Below are 744 nucleotides of genomic sequence, written 5' to 3'. Positions count from 1 at the left end.
GCCGCGATCTGTTGCTCCAGCGCGTTGCGCGGGGCCACGTAGCTGTCCTGCAGCACGCTGGCGTCGGGCTTGGGCAGGGCTTTGCGGTCCAGCTTGCCGTTGGCCGTTACCGGCAGGCGCTCGAGGAACAGCAAGTGGGTCGGGACCATGTAGTCGGCCAGGCCGAGCCTGAGGTGCTCGCGCAGTTCGCCGCGCAGCGCGTTCTGTTGCTGTGGGTCGCTCGGCAGGTCGCCGACCATGACCAGGTACGCGGCCAGTTGCTTGCCACCCGGCCCGTCGATGTCCAGCACCACCGCCTCGCGCACGCTCGGCTGCTCGAGCAGGCGCGTCTCGATCTCGCCCAGCTCGATGCGCAACCCGCGGATTTTCACCTGGTGATCGAGGCGGCCCTTGTAGTCGATCACCCCGTCGGCCCGGTAGCGCGCCAGGTCGCCGGTGCGGTACAGGCGACCGCCGCCTTGTGCCGAGTTGTCGAAGGGGTCCGGGACGAAGCGTTCGGCGGTCAACGCCGGGCGACGGTGATAGCCACGGGCCAGGCCGATGCCGCCCAGGTACAGCTCGCCAGCCGCGCGTGGGGCGACACTCTGCAGCCCGGCACCGAGGATGTGCGTTTTCAGGTTGTCGATCGGGCGGCCAATCGGCACGCCGCTGTCGCCGCCCGGGCGGCAGGTCCAGTGGGTGACATCGATGGCCGCTTCGGTCGGGCCGTAGAGGTTGTACAACTGTGCGCCGGGCAGGCGTGCC

Annotated in this window: 1 protein-coding gene; it reads right to left on the bottom strand. The window is 69.9% G+C overall.

Annotated elements, in window-relative coordinates:
- A partial coding sequence (locus tag A0O30_RS27585) for an AMP-binding protein (RefSeq protein WP_146256338.1) occupies positions 1 to 744 on the bottom strand: 744 nt, incomplete at both ends.

It is taken from the genome of Pseudomonas sp. LLC-1 (assembly GCF_002992185.1).
In the GTDB taxonomy this organism is placed as follows: Bacteria; Pseudomonadota; Gammaproteobacteria; order Pseudomonadales; family Pseudomonadaceae; genus Aquipseudomonas; species Aquipseudomonas monteilii.
The sequence above is the reverse complement of the archived record's forward strand: the minus strand, read 5'-3'. Positions and strand labels throughout refer to the sequence as shown.